This is a genomic window from Bifidobacterium sp. W8112, from assembly GCF_016101425.1.
Lineage (GTDB): Bacteria > Actinomycetota > Actinomycetes > Actinomycetales > Bifidobacteriaceae > Bombiscardovia > Bombiscardovia apousia.
In genome coordinates, this window is record NZ_JACFQN010000001.1 from 226,338 (window position 1) to 253,253 (window position 26,916).

General features: G+C 59.3%; 18 protein-coding genes. 11 read left to right on the forward strand and 7 right to left on the reverse strand.

Translation table 11 applies throughout. The features are described from left to right. Positions 1-14 precede the first annotated feature (14 nt). The 4 genes from H3T92_RS00930 (at position 15) to H3T92_RS00945 (ending at position 6,520) form a co-directional block, all read left to right on the forward strand. Positions 15-1,049, forward strand: coding sequence for a LacI family DNA-binding transcriptional regulator (locus H3T92_RS00930; RefSeq protein ID WP_198189248.1), 1,035 nt, complete (start codon positions 15-17; stop codon positions 1,047-1,049). A 54-nt stretch (positions 1,050-1,103) separates the two neighbouring features. After that, a complete protein-coding gene (locus H3T92_RS00935) occupies positions 1,104-2,087 on the forward strand; it encodes a ribokinase (protein ID WP_101432793.1) in 984 nt (327 codons plus the stop codon). A 680-nt stretch (positions 2,088-2,767) separates the two neighbouring features. Then, entirely contained in the window at positions 2,768-5,446 is a 2,679-nt protein-coding gene (locus H3T92_RS00940) for a DUF7134 domain-containing protein (RefSeq protein WP_442859986.1), read from the forward strand. A gap of 384 nt (positions 5,447-5,830) precedes the next feature. Next, positions 5,831-6,520, forward strand: coding sequence for a response regulator (locus tag H3T92_RS00945; protein WP_198189250.1), 690 nt, complete (start codon positions 5,831-5,833; stop codon positions 6,518-6,520). Between the two features lie 19 nt (positions 6,521-6,539). Here H3T92_RS00945 and H3T92_RS00950 read toward each other — a convergent pair whose 3' ends face one another. The 5 genes from H3T92_RS00950 to H3T92_RS00970 all read right to left on the reverse strand — a co-directional run bounded on the left by H3T92_RS00950 (position 6,540) and on the right by H3T92_RS00970 (position 15,653). After that, entirely contained in the window at positions 6,540-9,188 is a 2,649-nt protein-coding gene (locus H3T92_RS00950) for an ABC transporter permease (protein ID WP_198189251.1), read from the reverse strand. 31 nt (positions 9,189-9,219) lie between these two features. Next, entirely contained in the window at positions 9,220-10,104 is an 885-nt protein-coding gene (locus H3T92_RS00955; protein ID WP_198189252.1) for an ABC transporter ATP-binding protein, read from the reverse strand. 442 nt (positions 10,105-10,546) lie between these two features. Next, a complete protein-coding gene (locus H3T92_RS00960; protein ID WP_198189253.1) occupies positions 10,547-13,240 on the reverse strand; it encodes an ABC transporter permease in 2,694 nt (897 codons plus the stop codon). A 10-nt stretch (positions 13,241-13,250) separates the two neighbouring features. Further along, entirely contained in the window at positions 13,251-14,141 is an 891-nt protein-coding gene (locus tag H3T92_RS00965; protein WP_232341815.1) for an ABC transporter ATP-binding protein, read from the reverse strand. 192 nt (positions 14,142-14,333) lie between these two features. Beyond that, complete coding sequence (locus tag H3T92_RS00970; protein ID WP_045925083.1) at positions 14,334-15,653, reverse strand: O-acetylhomoserine aminocarboxypropyltransferase/cysteine synthase family protein; 1,320 nt, start codon at positions 15,651-15,653, stop codon at positions 14,334-14,336. 268 nt (positions 15,654-15,921) lie between these two features. On the opposite strand from H3T92_RS00970, the gene H3T92_RS00975 reads away from it, so the two are divergent. The 4 genes from H3T92_RS00975 to H3T92_RS00990 all read left to right on the forward strand — a co-directional run bounded on the left by H3T92_RS00975 (position 15,922) and on the right by H3T92_RS00990 (position 21,287). Beyond that, positions 15,922-16,818: a pyridoxamine kinase gene (locus H3T92_RS00975; protein WP_198189254.1), complete on the forward strand. Its 897-nt coding sequence runs from the start codon at positions 15,922-15,924 to the stop codon at positions 16,816-16,818. Positions 16,819-17,519: 701 nt separating this feature from the next. Further along, entirely contained in the window at positions 17,520-18,038 is a 519-nt protein-coding gene (locus H3T92_RS00980; RefSeq protein WP_144085809.1) for a YraN family protein, read from the forward strand. Then, a complete protein-coding gene (locus H3T92_RS00985) occupies positions 18,038-19,624 on the forward strand; it encodes a YifB family Mg chelatase-like AAA ATPase (RefSeq protein WP_144085808.1) in 1,587 nt (528 codons plus the stop codon). The genes H3T92_RS00980 and H3T92_RS00985 overlap by 1 nt, the downstream gene beginning before the upstream one ends. 1 nt (position 19,625) lies before the next feature. After that, positions 19,626-21,287, forward strand: coding sequence for a DNA-processing protein DprA (locus H3T92_RS00990; protein ID WP_232341816.1), 1,662 nt, complete (start codon positions 19,626-19,628; stop codon positions 21,285-21,287). On the opposite strand, the gene H3T92_RS00995 is transcribed toward H3T92_RS00990, so the two are convergent. Then, positions 21,203-21,547: an MGMT family protein gene (locus H3T92_RS00995; RefSeq protein WP_024626499.1), complete on the reverse strand. Its 345-nt coding sequence runs from the start codon at positions 21,545-21,547 to the stop codon at positions 21,203-21,205. The genes H3T92_RS00990 and H3T92_RS00995 overlap by 85 nt on opposite strands. Positions 21,548-21,625: 78 nt before the next feature. Between H3T92_RS00995 and H3T92_RS01000 the strand changes: the two genes are divergently transcribed. The 3 genes from H3T92_RS01000 to H3T92_RS01010 all read left to right on the forward strand — a co-directional run bounded on the left by H3T92_RS01000 (position 21,626) and on the right by H3T92_RS01010 (position 25,568). Then, positions 21,626-23,527: an FAD-dependent oxidoreductase gene (locus H3T92_RS01000; RefSeq protein ID WP_144085807.1), complete on the forward strand. Its 1,902-nt coding sequence runs from the start codon at positions 21,626-21,628 to the stop codon at positions 23,525-23,527. Positions 23,528-23,734: 207 nt separating this feature from the next. Continuing rightward, the gene (locus H3T92_RS01005) at positions 23,735-24,817 is read left to right on the forward strand and encodes a succinate dehydrogenase/fumarate reductase iron-sulfur subunit (RefSeq protein ID WP_260804475.1); all 1,083 of its coding nucleotides are present in this window, start codon (positions 23,735-23,737) and stop codon (positions 24,815-24,817) included. Between the two features lie 73 nt (positions 24,818-24,890). Beyond that, positions 24,891-25,568 carry an O-methyltransferase gene (locus H3T92_RS01010; protein ID WP_186279425.1) on the forward strand — a complete coding sequence of 226 codons (678 nt, stop codon included), beginning with the start codon at positions 24,891-24,893 and terminating at the stop codon, positions 25,566-25,568. An 18-nt stretch (positions 25,569-25,586) separates the two neighbouring features. Here H3T92_RS01010 and H3T92_RS01015 read toward each other — a convergent pair whose 3' ends face one another. Beyond that, entirely contained in the window at positions 25,587-26,354 is a 768-nt protein-coding gene (locus H3T92_RS01015) for a TIGR00730 family Rossman fold protein (protein ID WP_144085804.1), read from the reverse strand. Positions 26,355-26,916: the final 562 nt, after the last annotated feature.

A 26,916-nucleotide genomic window follows, 5' to 3' on the forward strand; every position in this document is an offset into this window, starting at 1 on the left:
GACGAAAGGCCATGATGGCGTACGCGACGATCAGGGATGTGGCCCAACGGGCCGGTGTCTCCGTATCGACGGTCTCCCGAGCCCTCAATGACTCCGGGCGCATCTCCCCCGCCACACGGCAGCGCATCAACCAGGTCATCCACGACCTGCACTATGTGCCGGACTCCCGGGCCCGGTCCATGCACTCCGCCCATTCGCGCACCATCGGCCTGCTCATCCCCGACATCCGCAACTCCTACTTCGCGGATCTGGCCTATCTGATTCAGGGCCAACTGCTCAACCACGGCTTCCAGACCCTGATCTGCACCTCCACCCAGGGCGACCCCGGCGAGGATCGGGCCCAGGTGCGCAACCTGCTGGGCCAGCACATCGACGGAGCCATCATCGTGCCCGGGCCGCGTTCCTCGCACACCCTGGAGGAGCTGACTAGACGCGGGCTGCCCCTGGTCTGCGTGGACCGTGCCGCCGAGGGTGCCGCCGGACGCGACGGGCGGGCCATCCCCTGCGTGGACGCCGACCCCGAGCCCGGCCTGCGACAGGCCCTTGAGGATCTGCACGCCCAGGGCCACCGACGCATCACCCTGGTGCCCGGGCCCCTCAAGGAATCGGCCACCTTCCGCGAACGCCTGGGCGTATACCGGAACCTGCTGGCAGGCATCGAGGGCATGGACGACCCCCTGGCCGACCAGGTAGAGCCCGGCACCTTCGACCCCGACATGATCGACCTCTGGGCCCGGCAGGGCATCACCGGCGTGCTCTTCGGATCCTCCTTGGATGCCATACGCGCCATCAAAACGGCCCAGTCCCGAGGAATCGGCATCGGCGAGGACCTGTCCATGATCACCTTCGACGACCTGCCCGTCTTCCGCATCCTGACCCCGGCCGTGTCGACCATCTCCCAGCAGATCGACACCATGGGGACCCGCTGCGTGGACATGCTCCTGGCTCTGATGGCAGGCTCGCCCGTGCGGTCGGTCCGGCTGCAGACCAGCTACCGCCACTGCGCCTCGGTGGGGCGGCCGCCCGCGCACACCGGCCAGGATCCCTGAACCTGTCACAGCGTGATCATCAAGGCGGACAAGCTCATCAAGGAACGGAGAAACATGATTCAAGATATGGCGGCGGCACCCGACCAGGTGCTCAAGGGACTGGATACCATCACGGGGTCCATCTCGGTGGTCGGGTCCATGAATGCGGACTACACCGTCAACACCGACCGGCTGCCCAAGCCCGGCGAGACCATCAACGGCGGTCCCCTGCAGGTGCTGCCGGGGGGCAAGTCGGCCAACCAGGCGGCGACCGCGGCCCGCATCGGCGCCCAGGTCAGGCTCTTCGGGGCCGTGGGATCCGACTCCAACGCCGACTTCCTGCTGGGGCAGCTGGGCAATGCCGGGGTGGACGTCTCCCATGTGATGACCGTGCCGGGAGCCAGCGGAACCACAGTCATCACCGTGGATGCGCGCGGCGAGAACACCATCGTCTACTCCCCCGGCTCCAACGGCAAGGTGGATGTGGACTACGCCCACCGCTCCCGCCAGGCCCTGACCTCGGCCAAGGTGCTGGGCCTGTGCCTGGAGAGCCCCATCGAGACGGTCACCGAGGCCGCGCGCATGGGCCACGAGGCCGGCATGACCGTGCTGCTCAACGACTCCCCCTTCCGCGCCGACCTGCCCGCCGACTTGATCGCCAACTCGGACCTGATCCTGGTCAACGAGCATGAGATGGCCCAGCTGCTGGGCATCGACGAGCCCGAGGACGGCGACTGGCTGGGGGCCGACTGGGACCGGATCAACCAGACCATGCAGGACTTCGGCTTCCACCGGGCCATCGTCACCCTGGGCGGCGAGGGCTCCATGGTGCTGGACCAGGGCCGGACCTACCGGATTCACGCCGTGCATGTGGACGCCGTGGACACCACCGGCTGCGGAGACGCCTTCATGGGCACCGTGCTGGCCGGCCTGGCCTCCGACATGACCCTGGTTGAGGCCGCCCAGCTGGCCTCCTACGTCTCCGCCTACGCCGCCACCGGGCAGGGGGCGCAGGCCTCCTACGGCACGGCCGAGCAGATTCGGCTGCGTTTCTCCTGAGATTGGGTGCCCTCCCCTGCGTTGTCAGGCCGACGAACCGTTGCGGAATACACGACGATTCGTCGGCCTGACTGGTATCTGTGGAATACAGGCTGGATGGATGGATATGGGATGCATACTTGTTGCCGGTTGCCAATTGCCGGTTGCCGGTTGCCGGTTGAGCACAAATGTGGAATCCATATGGAATCCATACTCACTGCCAACTGAGCGCAAGTCTGCGATCCGCTCTTACTGCCTGCTGAATCCAAGCATGGAATCCGAACTTGTTGCCAGTTAAAGCCCTCCAAGGGTTGGGATGGGCATTTGGGCACGCATATGTCTCGGCCGTGTATGCTATGCAGAAAGCCATTCCATCTAAGAATGCGTGTACAGCACCATGGCAAGGAACGGTATAGGCCTCCCAAGGCCAAAGCGGCCAGACCGATAAACGGCAATCGCCATCTGCAAAGCCGCCATCTTCCGGCTCACTATCTCCCAACTCACCATCCTCCGACTCGCCATTCAGCACCCATTCCCGATCACGACTGCTCCGACTTATCCACTTTGGGAGAGCCTGGGACCACATTTGACCACATCATCCCTCGGACTGATGGCACCTTCCTCCTTCCCTGAATAGTGTTGATCCCATGAGCACAGTCAGTCAAACAGCGCAGCGACCAATCACCAGGTCCAATAATCGAATGCTGCTGACTGACGCTCTCTTCGCCATCCTTCTGTTGCTTCTATTGAGTGGCTCCACCGCCAATCTCAAAGATGGGGCCCTGATCCCCTTGCAGGAAAACCTAATCCTGATGTGGACGGTCCTGCTCATAGCTCCTGTCGTTATCCGTCGTCGATTTCCCGACCTGGCAGCCTGGCTCTTCGTTGCTGTGGCTCTGGCTCAGCTTTTGTTGGGGCCAGCCATCATGCCCGCCGATGCAGTCTGCCTGGTTATGGTCTATTCATGTCTGCTCTATGGACGCCCATCCTTGCGTCGACTCTACCTGACCTTGGCCTGGGTCATGACGCCCTTATCCTGCCTTATCTTCACATTGGTCGATTTGGGGTTTCTGCCTCCGGGCAGAGCACAACCGGACCGCACCTCAATGTGGCCGATCTCATTCAGAGAACTGGCGACCACCTTCCTATCGAATTTTCTGATCGAAGGGCTTTTACTGCTCGTAGCCATCGTCACAGCCTACTGGACGCGGACCAGGCGAGATGCCCTTGACGAGGCCCGGCGACGCAATCACGCTTTGGCCCTGCAGGCAGAACAGAGCGCCGCCCTGTCCGCCAGTGCTGAGCGGGCCCGCATAGCGCGTGACATGCACGATGTCGTCGCCCACACACTGTCCATCGTCATCGTGCAGGCCGATGCCGGCAGATACGCAGCCACTGCCAATACGAGCCTGGCCTTCAAGACCATGCGCACAATCGATCAAGAGAGCCGTCGAGCCCTACGCGAGCTGAGCTCTCTCTTCGGCAAACTCAAATCACCGACCAACCCAGCGGCCGCAACCAGCCAAAAAACATCGGATTCTCCTCCCGGCCAGCACCCGTCTTCCCCACCACCAACGGATCCTGCCGACATCCATATCCTTGACCAATCTCAAGCAACTGCCCAAACGAATTCCCCTCGTCAACCCGCGAACGCTCATGATCCGGATCCAGCCGAAACAGATCGCACTCAGCCAAGCCAAGCCAGCGACTATCTTCACACAAGCAAAGAAACTCCAGCTGCTAACACTGCCAAGGCCAACGTTGATACGGCCGACAATGCGTGTATTTGGCCCTCAGGTGCCACCTCTTCAAGCAATCCGCCGACCAGCTACGGATCATGGACAAACTTGATAGATGCCGCCCAACTTGCTCAGCCAGAATCTCAATTCAACCGACGCCTCGAAGGCCGACCCCACCCAGAAAAGTTGGATCGCAGCCGCGCCATAACTGCTTATCGGATCCTTCAAGAAGCCTTGACCAATGTTCGCAAGCATGCCGCTTCGGCTTCGGATGTGCTGATTGAAGAACAGTGGCTCACAGACGGTCTGTGCCTCACCATTGACGACCACCCGCTCGACCACGCCACTACCAATTCAGATTCTCCGCCGCAGATGGATCAACCTGAGCATTCAGGTTTCGGCCTTTTGGGAATGCGCGAACGACTGACTTCCTTGGGAGGCAGCCTCCAAGCTGGTCCCAAGTCAAAAGGCGGTTACCACCTCCAGGCATGGATTCCCTTTGCTTCTCCGCCAAAATCCGACCCTGAAGGAGGAATACATGCCAACCAGCAAACGCAATGGTCCTTGCGTTCGATTGTCTCCACGCTCTTCGTTTGGTTCCAACGCCATCCGTTGACGGCCGACCTGGGTCTGGTAATCGGAATCCTATTGGTAGAAAATCCAGGTCAAGCTCTCGCCATAGCACCTGTCACTCCCCAATATGATCCAGGCCGGCCAGTAAGAATCATTGCCACACTAGCTATAGCTTTGCCTCTGATTGTGCGCAGGGTCCGTCCCGGCATTTGCGCCGCCATAGTGGCTGCAGTCGCCGCCCTGCTGCTGCTCTTCTCGCCCTGGCTGCCGGAAGCTGCAGTCTTGTCCCCAATCGCCGTCTATTCGGCGATGGTTTACGGTAAAAACTCCACCAGGCGCTGGGTTCCGTTCGCGGTCATCACGGATATGGTTTTGTGGTCTGTCAGATGTGCAGTCAATACCCAAGGGTGTCCCACCATTTTGTCCTACATGACAGAAGGACCGGCAGAAGCCTCTTTTTCTGCATCCCATTTAGCGCTTTTTATAGTGATGGCCACACCGGCCTTGATCTGCCTGCTGACCATTCTGATTGCCTCACGCCGACGCACTCGTGGTTCGGTCCTGCTTCTCCAGCAGGAACGCGAGCGCGCCCTAAACCAGACCTTGCAGGAAAGCCAGGCTCTGGCAGCCAATCTAGAGCGTGAACTCATCGGCGCCACCATGCAGATAGAGGTGGCCGCCACACTGAATACAGTCATTGCATCCACCAGCAAAGCACTCGCTCAGTTGAACGATTACCAAGTCAAGGAGGTGGACCCTCCCCCAGAGCAGGTAGCACAAGCCTTCGGCGACATTGCAACCCAAGGACGCCATGCCCTGGCTCGTATGCGACAACTACTCACAGTCCTGCGTCACAGTTCCAGCACTGATTCGCGTTCAGACAATGACACCACCGACGTGTCAGACGAGAGCCCCAATTCAGACAGGAACCATATGGTCGATCCCACCCACAAGACCACACCTTCGCCGGCTCTTCACCCAGCCAAACCCCTGCCAGTAGATCTTGACGATCAGCCTGACAACCCTCCGCAACAGTCACAACAGGATAAGGAACCAGAGCATGTCTAATCGGACCAACCGTACTCCAGACATGAGCGTTCTTGATGATGTACACCTCCTATGGCGGGCACACAGGAAATGGATACATAGGAAACGTACACAGCAGGCAATCAGCCCACCGGAAGAATGGAGCATTCCATGAATCACGGACCTGAAGATCAGCCCAGGCCAGGAGTCAGTGACAGAAACGGCTCACTTCACCATTTGGTGGTGGATCCATCAACAGTTATTTCGGTAACAATCACTCAGACAACCATCGCTTAGACAACACTCAATCAAACAGCGATTACCTTGGCTACAAATTGTAACCTGTCGCAATTCCTAGCCACACTCGACTCAGATAAAATCGGATGGTGGCGCTGACCATCATCTAGCGGAAAGAAGCAGGCAGTTATGGAACGGACCGACCCCATCAGCGTTGCCATCGTGGATGACCAGGATCTGGTCCGGGCTGGCTTTGCCATGGTCATCGGCTCCCAGGATGACATGACCGTGGTTGGCCAAGGCGCGGACGGCGAGCAAGCGGTGGACCTGGCTTCACGCCTGCGGCCTGATGTGATCCTTATGGATGTCCGAATGCCCGGCATGGATGGTTTGACAGCTACCCGCCGGATCACTGCTTTGTCGCCTGACCGTCCGGAGCCCAGGGTCATTGTGCTGACCACCTTCGATCTTGACGAATACGTCATGGCTGCCATAAAAGCCGGCGCATCAGGATTTCTGCTCAAGGATACCGAACCTGAAACCCTCTTGTCCTCCATCCGTACAGTTCACCATGGCAATGCGATCATCGCCCCTTCGGCTACAAAACGCCTAATCGAGCATATGGCCCATGACATGCCTACGACCGGATCCATGCCATCGGGCTCAACCTATCGCGATCCCGAAGCAGACCTGCTCACTGATCGCGAGCTGCAGGTCCTGGTTCACATAGCCCAAGGCCTGAGCAACCAGGAGATTGCCGACAATCTGGGAATCTCACTGCCCACGGTGAAAACCCATGTCACTCACATTCTCCAGAAAATCAATGCCCGCGACCGTGTCCAAGCAGTGGTCTTCGCTTACGAAAACCATCTGGTATGAACCAGGCCATCAGTCAGCATCAATCATCACTGAGCGCCTCAATGGGTGAAACCTTGACTGCCTCCCTGGCTGGCAGCACACTGGCTGCCACCGCAGCCAGCAAGGCCACTGGCAGTATCAGCGCAAAAGCCGACCATGGCACGGTGAAGGTCACGGATCCTAAGGGCACAAAGACCTGATAGGCTCCTATCCACCCGAATAGCATTCCTAGAACGATTCCAGCCAGACTGGCTCCTAGGGCAATCATGCAGGCCTCGACTCCCAAGGATCGGCGAACCTGGACGCTGCTCATGCCGATTGCTCTGAGCGTGGCGGTCTCACGACGGCGTTCCAGCACCGACATCATCAAAGTGTTGGAGACCCCTATGAGGGCAATGATGACGGCAACGCCCAGCAATGCCACCATGATCGCCAACAAGGAATCGATTCTTTCGCCCCATAGCCGCTTTTGCGTCAGCCCACCGCTGATAGCCATGTCGTCATGCTCTCCGACAGCCTGACGTATGTCATCCAAGAGCAGCGCGGCATCGCGATCTCCCTGCGTCCTGATCCAGATTTCATGCGCCTTGGTCTCAATTCCAGCGACATTCCGGGAGTCCGTGATTGCATAGACGCCACTGGTATCCAGCCCGCCGAATCCGGCAAAGACCCCAGTCAATGTTCTTCTTGCATCTGCCTCCTTTTCACGTTCATCGTCCGCCTGAGGATCGGCTATCGACAACTTCAGCTGACTTCCATCCCGGTAACCGGAATGCTTGGAAATCGTTCTGGTCGACACCAGCAGTGCATCCGATTTTTGCGTATCTGGACCCAGATCGGCATGAAGCACATGCCTGATCCGTGAAGTATTCAAGGCGTAGACAGTCATGGAATCTTGTGAGGGGCCTCCTGACTCGACCTTGGCATTGAATCGTTGCACCAGCTCTGCATCAGCGACACCTTTGATCCGTTCAATGGCCCGCACATTATTCTTATTCAGCCCCTGACCAGATATTTCAATATCCAAGGAATAACGCTGATCAATATCCTTGGCCAAGGTCCGTTTAGTGGTTGCCGCACCTGTAGCCAGAGTGGAGACCAGGGTTACGCCAATCAGCAGAGCAACACCTGTGGCAGCGACTCGTGAGGGATTTCGTGCGATATTCGCCACTCCAACCCTGCAAGATGGTCCAATCCGGGACACAGGCCTACCCAGGCAACGCAGAAGAGCTGGAATCCACCGACGCGCCCCGATCAGCGCACCCAGAAAAATCAGCAAAACACCCAATACCGCGAGACCCAGCAAGAGTTCCTGCTGATTAGTGGTCTGGACTGTATCGCCGGTGTTTGTCCTGACTAGCTCCCTGACACGCCAAGAGGACCAGATCACGAATACTAAGCCGCAGACCGCCAACAGGATGCTGATCAGCAAACCGGTCCGTTTCCTGTTTCCTTGCTCCTGATAATCCACTGGCTGCAGGGCTTCAAGCGGTCTGACCCTGATAGCCGTACGCGTAGACCCAAAGGCAGCCACCAAGGTTGCCAGAACGCCAAGCGCAAATGGAACCAGAAGGGCAGCAGGAGTAAGCAGAAGTGCAAGCTCCATGGTGCCCGAATGCAAACCAAGGCAACCGGCAAGACCCATCAAGCCCATGGCCAGCAGAATGCCAATCAAGGACGATATGACACCAAGAAGCAGTGCCTGCTGCAGCACGCCTAACCTGATTTGCCGTCGATCCGCACCAATAACCCTCAGCAGGGCCAGATACCTGCGCTGTCTGGCCACCATGATCTGGAAGGTGTTGGCAATCACCAAGGCAGCCACCACCATGGCCAGTACACCGAAAGTCATGAGGAAGACAGTCATAATGTTCACGCCATTGCCTGTCTGCTCACTGAGCAGCCTGTCCTCCATGGCGCGACGGTCCTCCAGCCGGTATCCGTCGGGAACGTATCGACTGATCTCATGCAGAGTGTTCTGAAGTTCCTTGCCTTGGCCATCAACCTGCAGATAGACGTTTTCCACAGGAGGGGACGCCGGTCCAACCATTCCCATCTTAGTCAGCAGACGATCAATCCGGGAACCCGTCAGCACCACAGCTCCGCCGAAGTCGTCGTACTGTCCACCACGGCTCTTGCTGATGCCTGAGATGGTCAAGTCCACAGAACCTTGGCTGACAAGGCGTTCTTTATTTAAAGAATCTTGAGCACTATCACTTCCTGGCAACATCAACGGGGACAGATGGAGGCGCACCTTATCCCCGAGACGCGCCCGGAGCCTGTCGGCGACGGAACGCGGCAGTACCACCTGATCGTCTGAATCCGGCCATTGTCCCCGATCCAAATCGATAGGCATGAGCTCCCGCCTGGCACCCATAATCGCCAGAATCCCCTTGCTGGACTGACCGTTTGCTTCCGTATCCACCATGAGGTTGACATCGGGGCGCAGACCACGAACCCCCTGCGGTTTCGACAGCCCCCTGCTATCGAACTCGTCGAACAGAATTGGCTTGTCCTGATCCCTTCTGGAGGTCACAGCATAATTGGCTTGGCCGGCATCCATGCTGATCTCGCGACGCATGGAGGCATTCGCCACGTTGCCAAAAAGAAGCGTCAGGCACATAAAGAGGGTGCCGATCACGATGGCCAGACCAGCCGGCATCATCATTCGCGCATCGCGCTTCATCATCGTACGGGTTATCCGCCACACAATGCATCCCCTAGTCCTGTACCTGGGAATAGCCAGCAGCACCAGCCGAAACTTGTTCAGCCAGAAGATCGTTCATGGCTTTCACCGTCGGATTCTGTCGGTCCGCAACGATCTGTCCGTCGGCAAAGACCAGCGCACGGTCGGCATAGGATGCGGCATAGGCATCGTGAGTGACCATGATGACGGTCTGATTCAGCTCGCGTACGGAATCGCGCAGGAACTTCAGAACACCAGTGCTGGCTGCCAGGTCCAGGTTCCCCGTCGGTTCGTCCGCGAAGACCAGACCGGGTTTGGTTATTAGCGCTCTGGCGATGGCGACCCGCTGCTGCTGCCCCCCGGATAATTCACCGGGAAGATGGTTCAGCCTCTCCGACAAACCCAGCGTCTCTACCAGCTGCTCCATCCACGAGCTGTCAGACCGAACGCCGTCCAATACCAGCGGCATGAGGATGTTCTGTTTGGCCGTGAACATAGGCAGCAGGTTGAAGCTCTGGAAGATGAATCCCAGATGTCGTCGCCTGATCAGGGTCAGCTGACGGTCGTCCAGTCGTGTCAGATCGACTCGGCCAGCCTGATCAATCGATGGATGATGACGATGTCTACTCTTCGGCTGCAGAAGATCAGCGGCCATATAGACATGGCCAGAGGTGACAGTATCCAGACCGGCCAGAACGTGCATGAGCGTTGACTTGCCCGAACCTGAAGGCCCCATGATGGCCGTGAACCGGCCTTGCTCGAAATTCACGTCGATTCCGCGCAGGGCATGGACAGCATTCGAACCTTGCCCATAATCCTTGGTCAGCTGCCTGGCGCTGACGGCCGGCGGTCCCGCGACGCCTGGGCCTGCACTGTCGATTAACCCTTGTGAAGGTGAAGTATCCGCTTTGTTCTGCATGGTGCTCCTTATCCGCCAGGAAGCCTTTCTCCCGTTAGCTTCCGACCCTATGCGGCTATCAGCTGCCGCGATATGGTCCCTAGGAGGGATGAAAATAATCATTCTTACGGATGAGTGCGCTGAAAAACTCTTCCTGTTAGGCTGGCACCATCCAAATCAACGCGGGGCGGCGGGGATGGACATCTGGGAGATGAAGAACATCATGTTCAGCGCAAAAGACGTGAGCCTCAAGACATGCAACCATCGGACCAAGAGATTGAAACAGTTACCTGGATCCCCTTGATTGACTCCGGGAATATCAAGGTCCCTTCGCTCAAGCCGGCTCGCTTCCAAGCAGCAGCAGTGAAGACGGCATCTGGGGAGACAAATCAATCATTCCCGGCGCCGACCAAGGCGCGCTGAGATAAAGGCTGTGCTTATGATGCGCGCTGGTTGCTTACCGTCATTCCTCAGCAAGAGCCACGACCGGTGGAGTCCGGTTGACGCGTCTTGCAGGCAGGACGCTTGCCAAGATTGCGGCTACGAGCGCCACCAGCAGAATCACTATGCCTATGGTCCAAGGAATGGGGAAAGCCACCGTACCCAGAGAGGAGAAAATCTCATAGGCTGCAGCCCAGCCGAAAAGCAGGCCCAGGACCATGCCAGACAAGGACGACCCCAGGGCTATCAGCCCTGACTCCACAGCCAAGGACCGCCTGATCTGCTTGCGGGTCATCCCGATGGCCCGCAGGGTGGCGGACTCACGCCGACGTTCCAGCGCCGAAAGGGAAAGCGTGTTGGCCACGCCGATCAATGCGATGGCAACTGCCACCGCCAGCAGGGCCAGGATGATCATGAGCAGGTTGTCGATGGTCCGGTCCCACTGTCGCTTCTCAGCCAGCCCGCCCTTCACAGAAACAGCCGAATACCCAGAAAGCGCACTCTTCACCTTGTCTATGAACGCCGAGACTGTTGGCGAGCCATCGACCTTGGCCCAGATCTGCACGGTCTGAGGCTGAACGCCATTGAGTGAGGATGAGTCGGTCAGGCCATATAAATTGCTGGCATCAATCCCCTGGAAGGGCGCGTAGACACTGGTCACGAAGAGTCTTTGAGCCACCGATGCAGATCCGCCTTGAGCGTCGCCTTGAATTGGGTTGAGCACATTGAGTCCCAGATTTCCGCCGTCATGAAAATCCTTCTGTCTATCCATGAGGCTTTTGGGAAGTAGAAGGGCATCTTGTCCTGAAAGATCCCTGCCGACCTTGGCATTCAGGAGGCGATCGATCTTGTTTGAATCCAGAGCGAAAATAGTCATTCCTGCACCGTTCTCGCCGCCTGATTTGACCATGGCAGCATACTGGGGCACCAGTTCGGCCTGCGCGACCCCGTCGATCCGTCGAATGGCGTTCAGAGCCTTGGTATCCAGGCCATCGGCGCTGATCTGCAGATCGACCGAGTAGTGCTCATCCATCATGTCGGCCATGGTCTGCTTGGCGCTGGCGGCGCCTGTGGTCAAGGTGGCGACCAGCGTTACGCCGATCAGGAGGGCGGTGCCTGTTGCCGCCACACGGGAATGATTCCGTGCAATGTTAGCCACGGCGATTGTGGACGAGGGCCCGATCCGCGAAACCAGGGACCCGACTCCCTTGAGCATGAAAGGAATCCAACGATTGGCACTGAAAAGGATACCTAGGAAGGCAAGGACAATGCCGATGACAGCCATGGCAGCGACGATATTCGGCCCGTCTCCGGATGCCTTGCTGGCCTTGTCTGCCGTGACATTGAGCCTGACATGCCAGAGAGACCAGACCGTCATGGTGATGCCCAGCAGAATCATGACCACGCTGACAAACAGTCGTATTCTGCTCGTCCGCTTGTTCTGCAAAAGATCGGCAGGCCTCAGCGCCTCCAAAGGACTGACCCTGGTGGCGGCCCATGAAGATCCCAGGGAGGCCAAAACCGTAACGACGATGCCGAAAACGAGAGGCACCAGGATAACTGCCGGAGTCAGCTTCAATTGGAAGTAGAGGGAACTCGTATGAGCCTTGGCTACACCCAGAATGGCCATGATTCCGATGGCGGCGCCGACCCCGATCAGGGAAGCCACAGCGCCCAGGATGATGGAACGCATCAGGACGCTGGTCCTGACCTGGCTCTTATTGGCGCCAATCGTCCTCAGGAGGGCCAGGTAGCGACGTTGCCGAGCGACCATGACCTGGAAAGTGTTGGCTATGACGGTGGCAGCCACGAACATGGCCAGCGTGCCAAAGACCAGAAGGAAGGTGGTCACGGGGTTTTGGGAACCGCCGAGCGCGGTCTTGACCAGTCGGTCCTCCATAGTGTGACGGTCTTCAAGGGAATAGCCGGAAGGCATGAGCTTGCGCAAAGAGGCCAGACTCCCATCGAGGTCGCTGCCCTGCCCGCCAACATTCAGGTAGATGTTCTGGGCATACAGGTTACCCATGTCGCCAAGACCTGCTGTAGCCATAAAGGCATCTATGGTCTTGGGGGTCAGCACGATTGCGCCGCCCGACTCGCCAAACTCGCCGCCCTCGTTGCCCTGGTTCGAACTGACCCCCGACAAGGTCAGCGGCCTCGATACGAACCTGCCCGCAACCTGGTCAGCGCTGGCTTGCCCTTTCGGCCCAAGGTCCTCAGAAATATACAGCATGTTAGGCGACAGGTTCAGATTCACCTTGTCACCGAGGGAAAGCTTGAGCCTGGACACAGTCGGCCCGGGTAGGACCACCTGGTCATCAGCACTGGGCCAGGATCCTTTGGACAGACCAACCGGCATCAGCGATGAATCCGCCATAGGAATGGCAATCACGCTCTCGCTCTTGACCTTGCCGGCGCGGACATCCACCATGAGCTGGGTGTCTGATCTGACTGCGTGAACGCCTGGGACTTTTGCCAGCTCCTCTGTTTTGAAGTCCTTCACCCTTTTCTGCTCTGAATGGTTGCCTTCCGCTGGGATGATGGCGTAGTTGGCCTGGGCAGCATCGGATGAGACCATACGCCGCATGGAAACATCCATAGTGTTGCCGAAGAGGAAGGTCATGGCAATGAACAGTGTTCCGACGACAATGGCGATGCCGGCGGGAACCATCATGCCCAGGTCATGCCGCATCATTTTTCTAGCAACGAACCACATAAGCGTTCCCTCAGCGATGAGCAGCCGAGTCAGCTGTAGCTGTAGAGGCCATGACTTCCTCGGAGAGCAAGGCATTCATGGAATCCATAGTGGGTCTGTCCTGGTCTGCCACGATTCGCCCATCCGCAAATACCAAAGCCCGGTCGGCAAAGGAGGCCGCAAAGACATCATGCGTGACCATGATGATGGTCTGCCCCAACTCGCGGACCGAATCCCGCAGGAAGCTGAGCACTTCGGTCGAAGAGGCCGTGTCCAGGTTTCCGGTGGGTTCGTCTGCAAAGACAATGGAAGGTTTGGTGATGAGGGCCCTGGCGATGGCCACACGTTGCTGTTGACCGCCAGAAAGCTCGCTGGGTCGGTGGCTCAGCCTCTCCTCCAGGCCCAGGGTCTTGGCCAGAACATCCAACCAGGCTGTGTCTGGCTTGGCCCCATCCAGGATCAGAGGCATGAGGATGTTCTGCTTGGCCGTAAACATGGGCAGGAGGTTGAAACTCTGGAAAATGAAGCCCAGGCTCTGGCGCCTCAAGAGGGTCAGCTGATTGTCGTTGAGCTTGGTCAGGTCGACCACTCCCCTCTGCCCTCCTCGACGACGGGCCCGCCTGCTCTTCACACCGGCGGCATCGGTCCCGTTCAGGTAGACATGTCCGGAGGTAACGGTGTCCAAGCCCGCCAAGGTATGCATGAGGGTGGACTTGCCCGACCCGGAAGGACCCATGATGACCGTGAACCTGCCCCGTTCGAATTCGACATCCACGCCCCGCAAAGCATGAACCAGGTTCTCCCCACTCCCATAGTCCTTGGTCAGTCCCTTGGCCTTGATGGCCACCTGAGCTATCTGCCTCGGTTTCCCCGCACCGGACGACGGATCGGAAGACGCCCTCGTCTTTGCTCCATGTTTCATGCTTCCATCTTACCTACCGCAATATTGCCACCTCACTGGTCAGGTGCTGTCTGCCACTGGAGAAGGAAGGGGAGGCATATGCAAAGGCGCCCATCGAAACGTAATGAGGTTTCGACAGGCACCTTCTGCTTCTGTGCCTTCTCGGTCGTATATCACGCAGATATGACACCAAGAAGGAAGTGTGGTTGCCGGTTACTTGGCCAGACCGGACTCCTTCAATGCCTGGAAGGCACCCTTGAGGTCATCCAGAATGTCCTCGATGTTCTCCGTGCCGATGGAGAGCCTGATGGTACCGGGATGGATGGCCTGATCCTCCAGCTCCTCCGGCGTCTCCTGGGAGTGAGTGGTCGATGCCGGATGGATGGCCAGCGACTTCACATCAGCCACGTTGGCCAGAAGGGAGAAGAGATGCAGGTTGTTGATGAAGACCCTGGCCGCATCCTTGCCGCCCTTCAGATCGAAGGTGAAGATGGACCCGGCGCCGTTGGGGAAGTAGCGCTTGTAGAGCTCGTGGTCGGGACGCCCCTCGATGGCCGGATGGCTGACCGACTCCACCTCCGGCACGGTCTGCAGATAATCCACTACTTTCAGGGCGTTCTCGACGTGACGCTCAACCCTCAGCGAGAGCGTCTCGGTCCCCTGCAGGAGGAGGAAGGCTGCAAAGGGCGAGATGACGGCGCCGGTGTCACGCAGGAGAATGGCGCGAATGCGGGTGACGAAGGCCGCAGCCCCCAGATCCTGATAGAAGCGCAGACCGTGGTAGCTGGGATCGGGTTCGGTCAAGGTGGGGAACTTGCCGGGCACTGCCGCCCAGTCGAACTGCCCGCCTTCCACGACGACCCCGCCCAGGGTGGTGCCATGGCCGCCGATGAACTTGGTGGCCGATTCCACGACGATGTCAGCCCCGTGCTCCAGCGGACGGAAGAGGTAAGGAGTGGCAAACGTGTTGTCGACGATTACCGGCAAGTTGTGGTCATGGGCGATCTTGGAGATGGCCTCGAAGTCGGGCAGGTCGGCGTTGGGGTTGCCGAAGGTCTCGAAGAAGACCAGCTTGGTGTTCTCCTGGATGGCCGACTCGAAGTTGGACGGGTCCGAAGGATCCACGAAGGTGGTCTCGACACCATCGCGGGGCAGAGTGTGCTTGAGGAGGTTGAAGGTGCCGCCGTAGATGTTCTTGGAAGATACGATATGGTCCCCGGTCTGGGTGATGTTCCGGAAAGCATACTCCACCGCTGCCGCTCCCGAAGCCACAGCCAAACCAGCGGTGCCGTTCTCCAGGGCGGCGATCCTGTCCTCGAAGACCCCCTGGGTGGAGTTGGTCAGACGACCGTAGATGTTGCCCGGATCCTTCAGCGCGAATCGGGCCTCGGCGTGATCGAAGTCGTGGAAGACGTAGCTGGTGGTGGCGTAGATGGGCACGGCCCGGGAATCAGTGGCGGGGTCGGCCTGCTCCTGGCCCACGTGGAGCTGAAGCGTCTCGAAATGGTACTTGTGCGGGTTCTGGTCGGTCATGTCGATTCCTATCTGTTGGTGACGTGCGTCCTCGTCCATGTTCTTGAATGTGACCATAAGCGGCACAAGCCCACCTGTTCAAGCCAGAACGGACTTTTCGGTATCGTCCTTTTTTATAACAGCTTCCAAAAGGTTGAAAACGCGCCCTTTTCCATCTCGCCATTCCACACGCGGCGGTGCCCGTTCAATCCCTCCGCTGTAGAGTCGAGTAAGCAACGGAGAAGGCTCCGCTGCGAACAGCCTCAGCAGGCATGAAGGAGTTCAAGAGATGGCCGGACAGACGGACGATCAGAACAGGCTCTACCAGCGCGACAGCAAGTACATTCCCCGAGTCGCCGCTGTGCATGACATGTGCGGGTATGGCAAGTGCTCGCTGACGGCCGCCATCCCCATCCTTTCGGCAGCCGGATGCGACGTTTGCCCGGTGCCCACAGCCCTGTTCAGCGCGCATACCATGTTCAAGGATTACACCTTCCACGACACCACTGAAATGCTGCCGGGATACCTGGATGCCTGGCAGAAGGAGGGCGTCGACCTGGACGGGATCTACAGCGGGTTCCTGGGCAGCGCCGAGCAGGTCGACATCATTCAGCGCATGTATCGGGAATACCCCAAGGCTCTGCGGCTGGTCGACCCGGTCATGGGCGACGGCGGATCCATGTACCCCACCTACACCGAGGAGATGTGCCGGGCCGTGACCAATCTGGTCGATGGAGCCGACCTGCTCATGCCCAACCTGACCGAGGTCAGTCTGCTGACCGGCATCGACTACGAAGGCCAGGACCTCGACGATGCCCAGGTTGGCGAGCGTCTGGGCCGCCTGCTGGACATGGGCGCGAAAAACGTCATCATCAAGGGCATCGATCGGAAGGACGGCAAGCTGCGCAACTTCGTGGCCTCGGCAGATCATGGCGGGGTCAGCGAGCGCACCGAGCTGATCCACGACAAGCTCCCCTTCATGATTCACGGAACCGGCGATGCCTTCGCCTCCAGCCTCTGCGGGGCGCTCTTTGCAGGACGAGGCCTGGCTGATGCCTCCCGGATCGCCGGCGAATTCGTCCGCTCGGCCATGCAGCACACACGCAATCAGCCCGACTATCAGCAGCGCGGTGTCAGCTTCGAGCTGGATCTGAGGCAGATGACTGCTCTGATGCAGGAGCAGTAAGCCCAAGGTCGGTGAAGCAGTCTAGAAGTCCGAGCATTCGTCAAGTTTGGAAAACCAAGGTGGATGAATGGAATCCAGACCAACTCAATCGCCTTATTGTTGCCGACCAAATAACCGGTCGACAAGCTGATAAATCAGTCATAGAGATGGGTTGACCACAGCAGACCGGAAGGCGTTGCCAGCGAATTCGCCGGCGGTGTCTTCCGGTCTTTTTATCTGCCTGTTGCCCTGCTCCCTTTGCTTATTTGCTTTACTTGGTGTCACTCGTTGCTGCTTCCTTGGTTCTGCTTTTCTTGATTCCGCTTTGCTTGGTTTCTGTCTCAGTCCTTCTTGCCTTTGCCGCCTCTGCCTGATGCAGAGATAAGCGCAATAGGTACAGCGTCTGCATCGTCAATCCACTCGTTCATCCACTTTCGTGCGTGCGCAGGTTCATTCGACCACATGCCCGGTTCTATTAGTCGCCGACCTCCTTCCAGTGGTCTCCTAGAAACATGGACACACAAGCACTGACTAGACCAAGTAATCTCCGCACAATTTTCAACGACCGGGGTGGCAGCACTGATGCCGATATTAAGATCCCAGACTCAACGGTCGCGCAGCCCATAAGCGCTCTGCCTGCTTCCACAAGGTCCGCCGACAATCCAGAAACCAGGCGGCCTGGAAGAACAAGGTTAAATACGAGCAACCATGAATCCATCGACATGGAGCTGGCAGATGTTGAGCGACAGATCAGGGCCAAGGGCGTAAGCAGCCGAGAACTCGGACGTTTGGGCGAGGACTACGCCTGCCAGTGGCTGAGACAACGGAACTGGAGAATCCTGTCCCGGAATTGGAGAAGCCGGTTCGGCGAGCTGGACATCATCGCCCTGGATCCGGAGGCGACTTTGGTATTCGTTGAGGTCAAAACCAGACGCACCGGCCGGTTCGGATCCCCAGAACAGGCTGTCGGCCCGCGCAAACAGACCCACCTTCGTCGCGCTGCAGTCCAATGGCTGATCAGCCATGACCGAGATCCCAGCACACGGCATCGCGGCACCCGTTTCGATGTCATCAGCCTGTCAGTCAAGTCCGACCCTGGCAGAAGCATGCATTCCGAGGGCTCCCATCCCCCGGCTTCCTGTCCGGCATCCGCCGAGGCCGTCAGGGGATCCAACCGTTCGGGCAGGGGCGGATGGAATCCGGGATCGGTCTTCCTCAGACACACCAGGGAGGCCTTCTGATGCGTCTCGGATCCGCTGAATCCGTGGGACTGATAGGTCTCAAGGCCTTCCTGATCCACGTGCAGTCCTTCATCTCGCCAGGTCTGCCCTACTTCTCCATCATCGGCCTGCCGGATGCCTCCTTGTCCGAGTCGCGGGAACGGGTCAAATCCGCCTGCTCAGCCTGCGGATTCCGATGGCCGCAGACCAGGGTCACCGTCAACATGTCCCCAGCTTCAAAACCCAAGCACGGCTCCTCACACGACCTGGCCATTGCGACCAGCGTTCTCGAAGCCGGCGGTGCGCTGCCGACGGAAGGCCTGGACCATACGGTCATATTGGGCGAACTCAACCTGGATGGCACGATTCTGCCCATCAACGGTCTGCTGCCCATCCTGACGCAGGCCAGATCCCAGGGGATCACGCGGGCTTTCGTCCCTGCAGACAACCTGGACGAGGCTCATCTGGTACCCGATATCGAGGTCGTGGGACTACGCCACCTGGGCCAGCTTATCCAGGCCTTGGGCGGGCGAAGCAGGATCACCGCCCCTGAGCTAGACAGCCACCTAGACACCGACAAGTCAACCGCCATAGCGAGTGTGGATCCCAATAACTCAGGTCATGAAGACAACTCACCCGCCAATGCCGACCCGTCTCCGCCCAAGCCGGACATGGCTGATGTGATCGGCCAGGAGGAGACCAAGTGGGCCATGATGGTAGCTGCAGCCGGCGGCCATCACATGCTCATGGTCGGTCCTCCAGGAGCCGGCAAAAGCATGCTGGCTGCACGGCTTCCCAGCATCATGCCCGTCCTGGATGCTGTTCAACAACTGGAGGTGGCCTCCATCCGATCCCTGTGCGGCACGCTGAGCCAGTATGGGATCTCCGATGTGCCGCCCTTCGAGGCTCCTCATCATACGATCTCCATGGCGGCCATGGTTGGTGGCGGCGCCGGACTGGCCACGCCTGGCGCCATCACCCGTGCCCACCGCGGCGTCCTCTTCATGGATGAAGCCCCGGAATTCTCCCCAAGGGTGATCCAATCCCTGCGCGAGCCCCTGGAGATCGGGCGAATCTTCCTATCCCGCGCCAAGGGCAGCACCACCTTCCCGGCTCGTTTCCAGCTGGTCATGGCTGCCAACCCCTGCCCCTGCGGATACGGATACGGCACCGGCGAGCGCTGCACCTGCACGCCCCGCGAACGCCTCCGCTACTGGAACAGGCTCTCAGGACCCATCATGGACCGCATCGACATCCAGACCACGGTCCCCCCGGTGACCGACCCGGGATTCGACGACCACCGTCCGCGCCAGCACAGCGCTCAGATCCGCCAGCGTGTGACCCGCGCCCGCCAGACGGCAACAGAGCGTTTCCACAAGGAAGGCTGGACCTGCAACGCCCAGATCAGCGGCGAATGGCTGCGCCAGAACACATCAGCCAAGGCACGTTTGGTCGTCGACCAGGCCCTGCGCAGGCAGCGGATCAGTCTGCGCGGGGCCGACCGAACCATGCGCCTGGCATGGACTCTGTCAGACCTGGACGGACGGACCAGCCCCGGTGCCGACGATGTGACCACCGGCATCCTGCTCAGAACAAGGGCCGTCTGAGATGGCCCAACCCATGATGAAGACCATGCCCGAGAGCCAGCCGCAGCCGATGGCCATGGTCGAAAGCGACTGGCTTGCCAGAACCGTGCTGACTCTAGCGGCAGATGGCCCCGATGCTTTTATGATTGCTTGTCTTCTGGGCTCAGACCAGGCGGCCGATCTTTGTCGAAATCTGATCGAACTAAGAGCGCCAAACCAGGCAGGGACTGACAGCCATCATGATGCTGCTCGCACGAGACTGGATGAACGCTTTCTGAAGGGGACGGCTCGGTGGGGACGACAAACGAGCCCCGAGGATCTCACCCGGTTCCACAAGATCAGCAACTCCTGGCGAAGACGCCTGACACCCTTGCTTGCCATGGACACCGACCAGGTGCGGACCATAATGACTGGCGGTGGACGATTCTGGGTGTTGACCCCAAGCGATCCCTGCTGGCCAGGCCAGGTGGATGACCTGGCACGCCGCTCTGATTGGGCCCCTCCCCTCTGCCTGTGGGGGCAAGGCAATCCCGAAACATTGATCTGCTGTGACCGACCCTTGGCCGTGGTCGGGTCAAGGACATGTGACGAGTATGGTCGGTCCACTGCTCACCAGATAGCCAGGAAGGCTGCCGGCGAAGGCCACCTGGTCGTCTCCGGCGGGGCCATGGGCACGGATGCCGCCGCCCACTGGGGAGCCCTGGCTGCTGGCGGCGGACGCACGGTCGCCGTTTTTGCCGGAGGCTTGCTGCACATGGGTCCCAAACGCAACAGTCGTCTGTTCGAAAACATCGAGGCAGATGGCGGCGCACTGATCAGCGAGTTGCCGCCCGGAACCATCCCCGAGGCGCGTCGGTTCCTGCTGCGGAACCGGATCATCGCCGCCCTAGCCTCCGACATCGTGGTGGCACAGGCACGGCACAGATCAGGCGCGTTGAACACAGCCAACTGGGGCGTCGAATTGGGTCGTCGCGTACTGGCCGCTCCTGGCAGAATCGATCAACCGGAAAACACTGGCTGCAACCGGCTCATCCATGAGGGCAAGGCGGAGCTACTCCTATCTGCATCCGACATCCGAGACATTTGCCACCCTGCCCATGGACCGGTTCACCCCGGCAAGTCCGTCCGTCAAGAAGCCTCCGCTTCAGTCAGTTCCACCGAATCGTGTGATAACCAAATCAACAGGCAGAACGCGCGACGCATACCGACGGTTGGTTCGGATCATCCGGCCCAGACCATCAACGGTGGTCAATCGGACCCAACCGCGCTCGAACAGTCCCGGACTGATAGAGACGGACCTTCAACCCACTCTCAGAACAGAGAGGATTCTTCAACCCAGCCATCAAATTCGGGGACTGACAGTGAATGCAAAAAAGCAGATGACGAGTGTCTAACCAAGGAAGAGGCAACCGTGCTGGCGGCTATCCGCATCTGCCAGCGTCGGAATGGTCCTCCCATGACGGGACAGCTTCGCGCGGAACTGGCCGATCAGGGACATGAGTTCTCTGTCAGGCATCTGATGCAACTGCTGGGATCCCTAGAGATTCGTGGTCTCATCAACATGCAGGACGGATGCGTCGTAGCTGAGCACCCGAAGAGTCAGGCCTGCCAGCGGCAGCGGTCCAAATCCACCACCCAGCCGTCTGCACCAGCCGATTCGTCACTACGCGGAGGAACAAAATGAACGCCCTCATCCTCCAGCAGCTGACGCTGACGTTCCGGACCGCCAAAGGCGAATCCCGGCGCCAGAGAACCATCGCGGAAGACCACGCGATGACAGGGAATCACCCCGGGTTCGGGGTTGTCATGAAGCGCATAACCTACGAACCTGGCGTTGCGCGGATGACCAGTCAGGGAGGCGACCTGACCGTAGGTGGCTACCTTGCCGCGAGGGATCCGCCTGACGACCTGATACACCTGCTGGGAGAAGGAAAGTTCGGTCATAAGACCCATTCTGCCCGCGTAAGCAGACATGGACCCGAAGGGCCACCACTATCAACGGGTTGTGACAGTATCAATGGTATGAATCCGCAGAAGGTCAGAAACCGCTATGATGCCGTCATCGTCGGAGCCGGAGCGGCCGGGTTGTCAACCGCCCTGGGACTGTACAGGGCTCTGGAGAGCAACCGGAGCGAAAGCAGCTTATCGCCAAAGGTCCTGGTCGTCTCCAAGCTGCAACCCCTGCGCTCCCACACCGGATCAGCGGAGGGCGGCATCGCGGCCAGTCTGGGCAACCAGGAGAAAGACGACTGGCATTGGCACTACTACGACACCATCAAGGGCAGCGACTGGCTGGCTGACCAGGATGCCGTGCGGATTCTGGCCGAGCAGGCCCCGGGGATCGTCATCGAGCTGGAGCATGACGGGGTGGCCTTCTCAAGAACCGAAGACGGGCACATCGCCCAGCGGAAGTTTGGCGGCCATACCGCCGATTATGGCGGCCATCCAGTCCGGAGAGCAGCCTATGCAGCCGACCGTATCGGCCATCAGATCCTGCACGCCCTTTGGCAGCAGTGCCTGCACCTGGGAGTCGAGTTCGCTGAGGAATGGTATGTGACTGATCTGGTCGTCGACCCTCCTGCTGATGAGGAATCCGGCGGCCAGGCCCGTGGACTGATCGTCCTGGACACCCACGCCGGCAAACTGCAGGCCATCCAAGCCGACAATATCGTCCTGTGCACGGGCGGGGCCGGCCGACTCTTCCATACGACCTCCAACTCCTGGGATCTGACCGGCGACGGCATGGCGCTCGCCCTGCAGGCCGGCCTGCAGCTGGAGGATGTGGAGTTCATCCAATTCCACCCCACCGGCCTGGGCCACACGGGCATCCTGCTTTCAGAAGCCTCCCGCGCAGAAGGCGGCGTGCTCAGGAACAGTCAGGGCCGGGCCTTCATGCAGGACTACGCGCCGGGACACGGCGACCTGGCCGCCAGGGATGTGGTCAGCCGTTCCATCATGGCCGAGATTGATGCAGGTCGCGGGGTGGCCGATCCATCGGACCCGGACGGGCCTCATGATTGCGTCTGGCTGGACATGACCGGCATTGACGGCCAGCGCATGACCGCCCTGCTCCCCCAGGTCACCGAGACCATCCATCGCTACGCCCAACTGGATCCCACTGTGGACATGGTTCCGGTCAAACCCACCGCCCACTACACCATGGGAGGCATCCCCATCACGGATCGCGGCCGTGTCTATCGCTGGCAGGATGGACGCCGTCGAGTCGTCGACGGACTGTTCGCGGCCGGGGAATGCTCCTGTGTCAGCGTTCACGGAGCCAACCGACTGGGCGGCAACTCCCTGCTGGATGCCTGCCTCTTCGGCACCAGAACCGGACAGACCATCGCCGCCGCCATGCCCAAAGCCGACGAGCCAAACGACATGACCGACACGTCTCCGCTCGCACCAGCCCTGCAAAGGCGTCAGGCCTTCATGGACGTGTTGCTGGCTGGCGCAAGCAAGGCGGAGCCCACGGAACCAGCATTGGCCGACAACCAAGGCGAAGAACCCGACACCGGTGACGATGCCAGCCTGAACAACCCTTACGCACTGATGGGCCGACTGGGACGGCTGATGGAGGAGGCCGTTGCCGTCCGATGCGATCAGAGCAGCATCGAAAGGGGTTTGCGCGGCCTGGATCACCTGGATGCCGATGCCAGACAGCTGCATGCACACAGTGACACGGCAGTGCTTAACCAGGAGGTGACCGCCATCATGGAGGTGGACAACCTGCTGACCCTGGCTCGGGCTGTGTTGAACGCCAGCCTACGGCGTCAGGAATCCCGCGGCGCCCTGTACCGGAGCGATTATCCGCAGCGTGATGACGAACACTACCTGGCTCACACCATGATCGATGCCAATGAAAACGTCTCCTGGCAGCCCGTTCATATCGTCGACATGCCTCCCAAGGGTCGCAACTACTGATGGGCTCTGATGATGAACTCTGAGCCCAATCTGTTCAGACAGGCAACCGCTCGACACCTATCCAGATCAGGCAGGGATAGGATGGAGTCCGCGCATATCAGTGGGCATCGGGCCGTTTCCCGAACAAGGACAGGAGCAACCGTGACATCACAGTCCACGGAATCAGACGGATCCAAGGCATCCGGATCGGACCGCGATCCCCGCCCGGTGACCTTCCGAATAGCCCGGTTTACCCCACGACCTCAATCAGAGCGGCCGGCACGAACCAACCCATTCTCCAAAAGCAATCCTTTCGCCACAACAGGCAGTCGACGGGCTCGAGGTCGCCGCTGGACGCAGGAGTACACGATTCGAATCGCCCCACAGCGCACCGTTCTGGATGCCCTTCTGCAGATCAAGCGAGAGGTGGACCCCACACTGAACTTCCGGTACTCCTGTGGCCATGGCATGTGTGGGTCGGATGCCGTGCTCATCAACGGCCGCCCGGATCTGCTCTGCACAGCTACCATCGCCGACTGCCTGTCTGCATCCAAGACCATGCCGAACGCCTACGCCTCACCCGGTGTAGTTAATGGAACTCCGCAGGTCCAACAGTCTCCAGCCTTCCGTCGCACCGGCACAGCGACACCCAAAACGGCCATACCCCCGTCGGCATCACATCCGGATTCGGTCTCAGACTCAACGGCCTCAGACTTCTCGGCTACGGATCCTGTGGGCACAGCAGGCCCTGCAGAACTTTCAGAAGCTACAGGCCTTATAGATGCCACGCACCTTACAAAAACTTCAAACATTGCAGAATCTTCAGCAGTGGAGATCCGCCCGCTTCCCGGCTTCACCCCGCTCAGAGACCTGATAGTGGACACCGATGCCATGTTTGAGCAGATTCGACGCTTCAAGCCGTATCTGCTCCATAATGATTCCTCGGCTGATGGCAACCAATCGGCCCAGGCAAAGGCGGTCGACACAAAGCCATCGTCGGAATACCGGCAAACCCCGGAAGAGCTGGCCCGGTATGAACTGCTCAGCACCTGCATCGCCTGCGGGCTATGCCAGGGCGCCTGCCCTATTTATGCGGGCGGTGAAGCCTTTGCCGGCCCGGCAGCCATGATCGCAGCGGCTCGATTCATCAACGATTCGCGCGACAGCCATCGCCAGGAACGACTTGAGGCCATTGACCAGGTGGACGGAATCCAGGCATGCCAGTCCATACGAGCCTGCACCCGACCCTGCCCCCGAGGGATCGACGTGGGTGAAGAGATGTGGAAGCTGGTCGAAGCCGTCAAGGAATAGTCAGACTCATGCATACACAGGGCAGCATGAGCTGGCGACAGGCTTGTGCCCTCTAGTCGTTACCATGGTTAGCATGGACAAAACCTCGTACAACAACATCGCCAGAGGATGGGAATTCGCCGAGGCAAGCGCTCTGAACGTCGAATCCGACAAGTTGCAGACCTTGCGAGACAAGGCTTCGGAGGCCGGATTCGCCCAATGTTCCCGGTCTCAAGGCGCCTTCCTGCAGTTTTTGGCTGGCCGGAACGCTCCGGCATCCATCATCCTGGTCGGCAACGGCTCCGTGGTCGAAGCCCTGCGCCTGATGACAGGCCTGCATGGTCATGGCCAGTTCACCGCCGTCGACTCCACAGCCCAAGGCACCTCTCTGGTCAAAAAAATATTCGCGGGCATGGAGAAAGCCCACCCAGGCATGAGGCTGCGGGCGGTCAACGCTGCTGCCCGAACCTACTTCCCCAGACTCAACCCCAGCGACTACGACCTTATCGTCGTCTCAGGCAATGGGGACAACTACCAACAGGTTATGGACCAGGCTCCACGCCTGCTCAAGGACCGGGGACAGCTGATCTTCACGGATGCCTTTGACCTGCTGGACGAGCCTGACAAGGGCGGCGTGCTCAACCCGGCCAATAGATCCGACAAAACGACCACCTTACGCACCATCATGGAGGCCATGAGCAAGGACGATGCCTGGGAATCCTGCCTGCTGCCCATCGGCACGGGCATGATCATGGCCACCCGCGCCCGCTGACCGCCGCTCACCTATTATTCAGGCACGGTGACGCAGAATGGCCTGCACAGCCTCATCGGGATCATCAGTGCGGATGACCAGATCGGGGTCCAGATCAGAGATCATGCCCCGCTGCCTCACCGTGTCTGAGATCCAATCGAAGAGCCCCTGCCAGTAGGCCCTGTCGAAGAGGACGATGGGCATGCTGGGTGCCTTATGGGTTTGGACCAGGGTCAGCACTTCAAACATCTCATCCAGGGTGCCGAACCCGCCGGGGCAGACGATGATGCCCGAGGAGTATTTCATGAACATCATCTTGCGTACGAAGAAGTAGCGGAAGGTGATGCCCAGATTCACCCAGCGGTTTAGTCCCTGCTCCATGGGCAATTCGATGCCCAGGCCGACGGACTTGCCACCGACCTCAGCAGCGCCCTTGTTGGCCGCCTCCATGATGCCAGGCCCTCCCCCGGTGATGACCGCCATACCGGCCTTGGCCAGGTCGCCGCCCATCTTGCGCGCAGCAGCGTAGTTGGGATCATCACGGCCGGTCCGGGCTGATCCAAAGATTGCAGCAGCTGGCCCCAGCTCCGCCAGCGCGCCGAACCCGTCGACGAACTCAGCCTGGATGCGCAGCACACGCCAAGGATCCATATGCAGCCAGTCTGTGTCACCGCCAGACGAGAGCAAACCAGCATTGGCGTCCGCCTCGGGAATCATGGGCCCGCGCATGATGACCGGACCGCTGTGGTAGGTCCTGCCCAGGTCCGGGCCTTCGTCGTCATTGTGATCGTCAACCATATCCGCCATACACGCATTCCTTCATCGGGCCCCGATTCGAAGGACCCGCTCGATCCTGTTCCGGCTCTCATGATAGCGGCCCCCGCCGCCCGGCTGACGGCAAGACCGGATTCATATCAGGAGAAATAACCGCAGGAGTTGAGGGTAGCGTGGACGAGCTAAATCAAATCAACAGAGTATGGTGTTACAGTCCCAGACATGGACAAACAACTAAGAGAAAAACCGAGTTTGGCCCTCCAACCGTCCTATGGCTGGTGGCATGGATGACTTACAACTTGCTTGAATATTTCAACTTTCAAACATGTTTAATCAATGACACTTTGGGTTCCAAACTCACTCCACATCCCATTTGAAACCACGAACTGCCAAAAACACAAGCACTGCAGTAACAGCAAGCACGATGGAAGTTGAAAGCATGGCGCCCGTTTGCTGCAGAGGATTTTTTTCTGCCACACATTCATATAAAGATAAAAAACTCACTTATTAATTCGATCAGCCATCGGCAATACGGAATCTCTGCGGTTCCCCTAATAAGACATCTGCAGCCCCCCCCCCGCAGCCTCTCTGGCAA